Source organism: Pseudohalioglobus lutimaris (genome assembly GCF_002866825.1).
GTDB lineage: Bacteria > Pseudomonadota > Gammaproteobacteria > Pseudomonadales > Halieaceae > Halioglobus > Halioglobus lutimaris.
On record NZ_PKUS01000044.1, the window covers coordinates 20,592 to 27,289 of the forward strand.

Annotated in this window: 6 protein-coding genes; 1 reads left to right on the top strand and 5 read right to left on the bottom strand. The window is 57.5% G+C overall.

What is annotated here, in order from left to right; all coding sequences use genetic code 11:
- Positions 1 to 28 precede the first annotated feature (28 nt).
- The 5 genes from C0039_RS19625 to C0039_RS19645 all read right to left on the bottom strand — a co-directional run bounded on the left by C0039_RS19625 (position 29) and on the right by C0039_RS19645 (position 5,930).
- Positions 29 to 2,176: an acetyl-CoA hydrolase/transferase C-terminal domain-containing protein gene (locus tag C0039_RS19625; RefSeq protein WP_076001418.1), complete on the bottom strand. Its 2,148-nt coding sequence runs from the start codon at positions 2,174 to 2,176 to the stop codon at positions 29 to 31.
- A 111-nt stretch (positions 2,177 to 2,287) separates the two neighbouring features.
- Positions 2,288 to 3,625 carry an alanine/glycine:cation symporter family protein gene (locus tag C0039_RS19630; protein WP_101519060.1) on the bottom strand — a complete coding sequence of 446 codons (1,338 nt, stop codon included), beginning with the start codon at positions 3,623 to 3,625 and terminating at the stop codon, positions 2,288 to 2,290.
- Positions 3,626 to 3,675: 50 nt separating this feature from the next.
- On the bottom strand, positions 3,676 to 4,677 hold the full coding sequence (locus C0039_RS19635) for a 1-aminocyclopropane-1-carboxylate deaminase/D-cysteine desulfhydrase (protein ID WP_076001420.1): 1,002 nt from the start codon (positions 4,675 to 4,677) through the stop codon (positions 3,676 to 3,678).
- A gap of 5 nt (positions 4,678 to 4,682) precedes the next feature.
- Positions 4,683 to 5,018, bottom strand: coding sequence for a preprotein translocase subunit YajC (gene yajC / locus C0039_RS19640; RefSeq protein ID WP_076001421.1), 336 nt, complete (start codon positions 5,016 to 5,018; stop codon positions 4,683 to 4,685).
- A gap of 132 nt (positions 5,019 to 5,150) precedes the next feature.
- Positions 5,151 to 5,930 carry an exodeoxyribonuclease III gene (locus C0039_RS19645; RefSeq protein WP_101519061.1) on the bottom strand — a complete coding sequence of 260 codons (780 nt, stop codon included), beginning with the start codon at positions 5,928 to 5,930 and terminating at the stop codon, positions 5,151 to 5,153.
- A 188-nt stretch (positions 5,931 to 6,118) separates the two neighbouring features.
- Here C0039_RS19645 and C0039_RS19650 point away from each other — a divergent pair, with 188 nt between their 5' ends.
- Entirely contained in the window at positions 6,119 to 6,619 is a 501-nt protein-coding gene (locus C0039_RS19650) for a MarR family winged helix-turn-helix transcriptional regulator (protein ID WP_076001422.1), read from the top strand.
- Positions 6,620 to 6,698: the final 79 nt, after the last annotated feature.

Genomic DNA, 6,698 nt, shown 5'->3' on the forward strand with positions numbered 1-6,698 from the left:
CCCGTGAGTCGACCTCCCCGCCAGCAGCTTAGCTGACCTTGAGCATACCCCGTTCTTCCAGTTCCAGAAGCAACATCTGTTGCACCAGGAAATCGCGGGTCGTGCCGGGGTGCTCCAGGTGCACGCGTTCGAGGAAGGGACGCGCCGCGTCCTCGTCCGCACGGTGAAGCATTGCCTTGAAGGCGCTGGTGAGAAAATGCCTGGGCTCATCAGCCAACGACTTGATGTGCCGCAAACTGGCGCCCAGTGCCTGCTCCTGGGGGCTAAGTTCGGTACCAAAAGGATATTCAGGCAAGACTGCCGCTGCCATCTGCGGGCGCAGGATAGCCTCCAGTTTCTCCGGCGTGTTGTTGAGGGCAAACCGGGGGATAACGTAATTTGCCTCCACCTTACCGTGGGTTTTTGCAAATGCCAGCAGTTCGCCCTGGAAACGGGAGTCGGCGACATTGATCAGCCGCTTTATGACTTCTGCATCCGACTGGCCGCGAAGATCAGCAACACCATACTCGGTGACGATTACGTCGCGCAGGTGCTTGGGAATCGTGGTGTACCCATAGAAAGGTACGATATTGGACTTCAGGCTTTTGCCCTCACCGCGTGTCGCACGAATACACAGAACGGAGCGAGCGCCGGGCAGGTCGTGGGCCATCGCCACAAAGTTGTATTGTCCTCCCACGCCACTGATGACCGTACCGTCCTCTAGCGCGTCGGAAGCGACAGCTCCATTGAGTGACGCAATCATGCCCGTATTGATAAACCGCGCATCGCCGCGCTGTGCGCAGTAAAGCGGATAATCCAGCAATAGCTGATTGGTGCGGCGCACGCCGGTCATGCAGATGCGCTCCTGCCCCTCCGCATCCAGGTCGCGCAGCTTTTGATAAAAGTCACGAGGGCCGAGGAAGAAGCCTCCATGCAGGATACGCCCGTGTCGCAGGTGCGCCCCTTCTGCGGCCCCCAGCAACGCGGCTCGGGTGGTGCTATCGTCCATATTGTTGGCAAGTTCAGCGCCATCCAGGCTCAGTTGGTTGCCGACCAGGGCGAGACTCTCTGGAATCACGCCCCAATACTGCAACTCAGCCAGGGACGCGCTATCGAGATGCAGCGGCATCAGCCCCTGCTCGCGAATATAGTCCCAGAGCGTTCCATCGATACGCTCGGTAATCGCACCGCTGTTAAGTCCTTTTTGCAAGGCGAGATTGTCGTATACCCGGCGTTTGGCAACGCCCTGCTCCAGCAAGTGCATCATGCCGTTCACGAACATTTCCGTGGAGATATACATTCCACGTTCAAACTGGCCCAGGTCAAGATCGGGCGACAGGGGCTCATTGCTGATGTCATCAAGCAGCTGGCGGTAAGTCGAATTATCCTGATGTCGCAAAATACATGCGTGGGCCACAGCATCGCCCAGTGAACCAATACCTATTTGCAGTGTTCCCCCGTCCACGATCAGACTGCTGGCGTGCAGGGCGGTTGCGTAATCACGCAGGGGAACCGCGGCGTTGGGCACGGCAAACAGGGTCTTATCGTAAACCTCGTTCTGTACAATCCAGTCAAAGAAGTCCGCAGGCACCTCAGCATCATTTTCCATGAAGGGCATATCACCATGCACCTGGGCCGCGAGCACGACGCGACGGTCCAGCCCGTCAATCCAGTCCTTCATCTCCAGGGCGACGTCCGGGTTGGCCGAAAGGCTGATACGAAGCCCCTCCCCCTCTCCGCGCGCGGCAACCATTTGCACCATGACATTGACGCCGGCACCGAGCATGTCGCGGCAGATATGGGTGTAATTACTGGAGATATAGTGCTGTTGAGCAATGCTATGATTTTTCATTGAGCCGGCCTTGAAGTACAGCTCGGAAAGCTGAATGTTGGCGGGCAGCGCGTTACGCTTGAACGGTTCGAGGAACGCCAGCTCCTCGTAGTCGCCGAACATTCGTTCCAGTATGGGGCCGGCCAGCGCCGCTTCAATATGACTCCCGGGCTTGGGCACCTCCAGGCAGAGAGCGGTGAAAATATGCAGGGAGAGTGCGGGGTCGGCCGCTACCCGATGATACAGGGCGTTGATCAGCTGTACCGGCTTGCTCAGGCCCAGAGGGGCGCCCAGGCGGATATCGGGACCCACGGCCTCGATAATTCGTTCAACGCAGTCATCAACACTGGAGACCAACCTACTCATATGCCTGTCCTCTCTCTTATCTTGAACGTCGGCAGCGACGCCAGTCTGGCAGCGTATCGAAACACGAACTGTACAGCGCTGAATTGATACTGCGCAATATAGGCGCGAATACTAGTGGCCGATATCGCGATTGTCGAAGTACTCCCTGGTGACCCTGAAGACAAGCGGGCCTAACAGCAGTAGCGCTACCAGGTTGGGAACCGCCATAAAGGCGTTGAGGGTGTCGGCAATCAGCCAGATCAGATCCAGTTGCACCAGTGTGCCCACCGGGATGGCTAGAACCCAGAACACCCGGAAGGGTAGGACACCGCGCGCCCCAACCAGGAAGACAACGCAACGCTCGCCATAAAAAGACCAGCCAATCATGGTGGTGAAGGCAAACAGGCACAGACCCAGGGTGACGATATACTCTCCTCCGGGTAACGCATTGCCGAAGGCCAGGGAAGTCAGGCTGGCTCCGCTTATACCGGTGGGCAGCACATCCATGATCACGATAACCAGCCCGGTCATGGTGCAGACAATGAGGGTATCGATGAAGGTACCAAGCATGGCGATCATACCCTGCTGTACAGGTTGATCTGTGCGTGCGGCGGCGTGCGCGATGGGCGCACTGCCCAGGCCTGCCTCATTGGAGAATATCCCGCGTGCCACACCAAAGCGCAGCGCCGCCCACACCGTGGCGCCGGCAAAGCCCCCGGCGGCCGCAGAGCCACTGAGCGCGCTGTCGACTATGGTCACCAGCGCAGCCGGCACCTGCTCAATATTCATCGCGATTACCAGCACACTCAACAGAATGTAGCTTAACGCCATCATCGGCACCAGCAGGCTCGCCACGCTGGCAATGCGCCTGATGCCGCCCAGTACCACAGCACCGACAAGCGCCATCAATACTAACCCGGTGACGATAGGCGGCACATTAAATGCGTCATTGAGCACCTGTGACACTGAATTAGACTGCACGGTATTGGCCAGACCGAAACCGGCCAGCGAGCCAAACAGGGCAAATGCATAGGCCAGCCAGTGCCAACGGCGATGCAAGCCGTTGCGAATGTAATACATGGGGCCGCCGCTGTAGTTGCCGTTCTCATCCTGCTCCCGAAACGTCACTGCACAAACGGCCTCCGCGTACTTGGTTGCCATGCCGACCAGGGCAGTAATCCACATCCAGAACAGCGCGCCGGGGCCGCCCAGCGCCACTGCGGTGGCGACTCCGGCGATATTACCGGTTCCAATGGTGGCGGAGAGGGAGGTCATCAACGCGCTGAAGGGTGAGATATCCCCCTCACCTTTCCCCTTGCGGCCCTGCAGCAGCAGGCGCAGCGCCACCGGGATTTTCTTCAGGGTCATGAACCGCAGGCCGACGCTGAGGTAGACACCGGTGCCGAGCAGCAGAACCAGCATTACCGGCCCCCAGGCCCAGCTATTCACCGTTTGAATGAGTTCAGTCATAGGATAACCCCTGCTTATTGTTGTTCTATGCCAGCCAGTGCGGGTTTAGACTACCAATTGAAGCTGCCACTTTGCGGAAACACACCAAAAATACCTCCGGTGTGAACAAAAACGATGTCACGCGTGCCCTCGAAACGCCCCTGCTCGATCTCGGCGATCATGCCGCCGAACGCTTTACCGGTGTAGACGGGGTCCAGCACGATGCCCTCGAGGCGCGCTAACTGCGCAATCAGGTCGAAGACTGCAGCTGACGCCCTGCCATAACCGTCACCAACATAACCATCGAGCACACGAATATCCAACGTTGTTTGCGGCACGGCGGGATACCGCGCCTGCCAGTCCGCAACGTCGGCGGCAACCTTGTTGAGAAAGTACTGTTCGTCATCGCAGACATTTACCCCCCACACCGTGGCCGGCATTGCAAATAACGCCGCACCCAGAGTGAGCCCCGCCTGCGTGCCGCCCGACCCGCTGGCGCAGACCAGGTGCGCACGGTCGATCCTGGCATTGTGCAGGTCTGTTGCAATTTCCAAAGCGGCAGACAGGTAGCCCCAGACGCCAAGACCATCGCTGCCCCCGGTGGGAATGACCAGTGCCTTACGCCCCTGTTGCGCATAATGGCTCTGCCAGTGATCGAGGATGCTATCCAGGCCCTTTACGTATTCGGCTGTTGGATAGTGGCTGACCGTCGCGCCGGCGAGGTGATCCAGAAAGAGATTACCCTGGGCTGTACCGGTCGCTTTGCCACGCAGAACCAGATGTACCGGCATGCCTAATTGTGCGCCCACGAACGCGGTGGCGCGGCAATGATTGGACTGAATGCCACCACAGGTAATCAGGGTATCGTAACCCCCGTCCTGCGCATGAGCCGCAATGTACTCCAGTTTACGTACCTTGTTACCACTGAGCGTACAGCCGGTCAGGTCATCGCGCTTCATCCACAGGCGATGGCCCCTGCCCCAACGGGCAGAAGCGCGTTCCAGATATTGTAATGGCGTGGGAGTCCTCGCCAGGTCGATCTTGCGGGGGAAGTGAAGACCGGTCCCTGGCATGGCGGTTAACCGATGGACTTGAGTGTGCCCTTGGGCAGAACGGCGTGCAGGTGGATTCGCTGAAACTTCATATCCACATTATTTGCCACATTGAGCACCATATAATTGTCGTCCAGTGACGTCACCTTGCCCAGGATGCCGGAACTGGTCACCACCTCGTCACCCTTGTTCAGGGCCGCTACCATACTTGCATGCTCTTTCTGCCGTTTCCGCTGCGGGCGGATAGCGATAACGTAGAACAGGACAAACAGCAGCACCAGAAAACCGATCTGGAACAATTCACCACCCTGTGGCGCCTGGCCCGTTGCCTGTGCGTGTGCACTGGCGATAAACAAACTCATAGTCAATACCTTCTGTGTAGGCCCGCTTTGCGGGCGTCAAAACGGCGATAAATGTACAGGGTTTCCGGTGTGTGGGCAATCCGCTGAGAAGACTTCCCCGGCGCCGTTAACCCGCGAAGCGGGTCGAGCAACTCAGCGGATATCGAAATCATAGTCCATGATTTGCGGGGCATGATCAGAGAACCGCTCATCCTTGTAAATATCCGCCGCCAGAACCGAATCGCGCAGGTCTGGCGTAATCATCTGGTAGTCCAGCCGCCAACCCACATTGTTTGCCCAGGCCTGACCGCGATTTGACCACCATGTGTACTGCTCGGGCGAGGAATCAACCAGGCGAAAAGAATCAAGGTACCCCACTTCGTCATATACCTGATCCAGCCATGCCCTCTCTTCAGGGAGGAAGCCAGAGTTCTTGCGATTACTGCGCCAGTTTTTCAGGTCTATTTCCTGGTGACAGATATTCCAGTCTGCACAGATCACAAATTCACGGCGCTTACGCCGCAGTGCGCGCAGATGCTCCAGGAACTTGTCCATAAACCGATACTTTTTCTCCAGGGCCATTTCACTGCTGGACCCTGAGGGCATATAGAGTGAAATCACGCTCAAGCCGTCAAAGTCTGCCTGCAGATAACGCCCTTCCGAGTCGGCTGGGTCCCAGCCCAGCGAATCAATCACCTGACGCGGCTTGACCCGGCTGTAGATAGCGGTGCCGCTATAACCCTTCTTCACAGCATCATTGTAGAAAGTGTGATACCCCTCGGGGTGAAAAACCGGATCGCTGAGTTGGTCAATCTGCGCTTTGGTTTCCTGGATGCAGACCACATCTGCATCCTGCGTTGGCAGCCACTCAAAAAACCCCTTACGCGCTGCGGCGCGAATTCCGTTGGTGTTAACCGTGATAATGCGTGCCACGCCTTGTCTCCCCGGATAAAAGGCACGCAGTGTAACGGATTGCGGGATTCACCTTCAAATTCTCGACCTTCTTCACAGTTTTTGCGGAAGTGGACAGTGACTTTTTCCTTGTTGTGACGTGTAATATGGCCACATAACAAAAAGTAGCCTGCCTTACTTGCCAAGCCAGGACTACTGGAGGCTTCACCGTGACAAAAACAACCGCCCAGAGTAATCGTGAAATAGCCTATCGGTTGTCGAATAACCTACCGCGACTACTGCGCGAGTTCTCGCGCGATTACGAGCGCAGAATCTGGCGCGAGCTCAGTTCCAGGGGCTATCCGGAGATTCGACCCTCCCACAGCCAGGTCTTTGCCAATCTCGGCATGGGTTCCGTGCGCGTCAGTGAACTGGCGGAGCGGGCACAGGTTACGCAGCAGGCGATGGGGAAAATGCTCAAGGAATTGGAGCAGATGGGGTATATAGCGCGCGACACGGACAGCCGCGACAAACGTGCCAGGGAAATCCGCCTCACCGAAAGAGGCGTCAAGCTTGCGATGGACAGCATGGAAGCCGTCGACCATGTGCGCCGCCACTACGATACAAAGGTCGGTGAAACGGACCTTGCCAACCTGGAAGAGACACTTCGCACCACGGTCAACAAGCTCGAGCTGGATTACCTGCCCGAGTCATGGGTGAACAAGGACTGACTCTCAGATACGGTAGAGCCAGGCCAGACCAAACGAGTTGAAGTCATTGCCGATACGCGTCACCACACCCGTGCTGGCG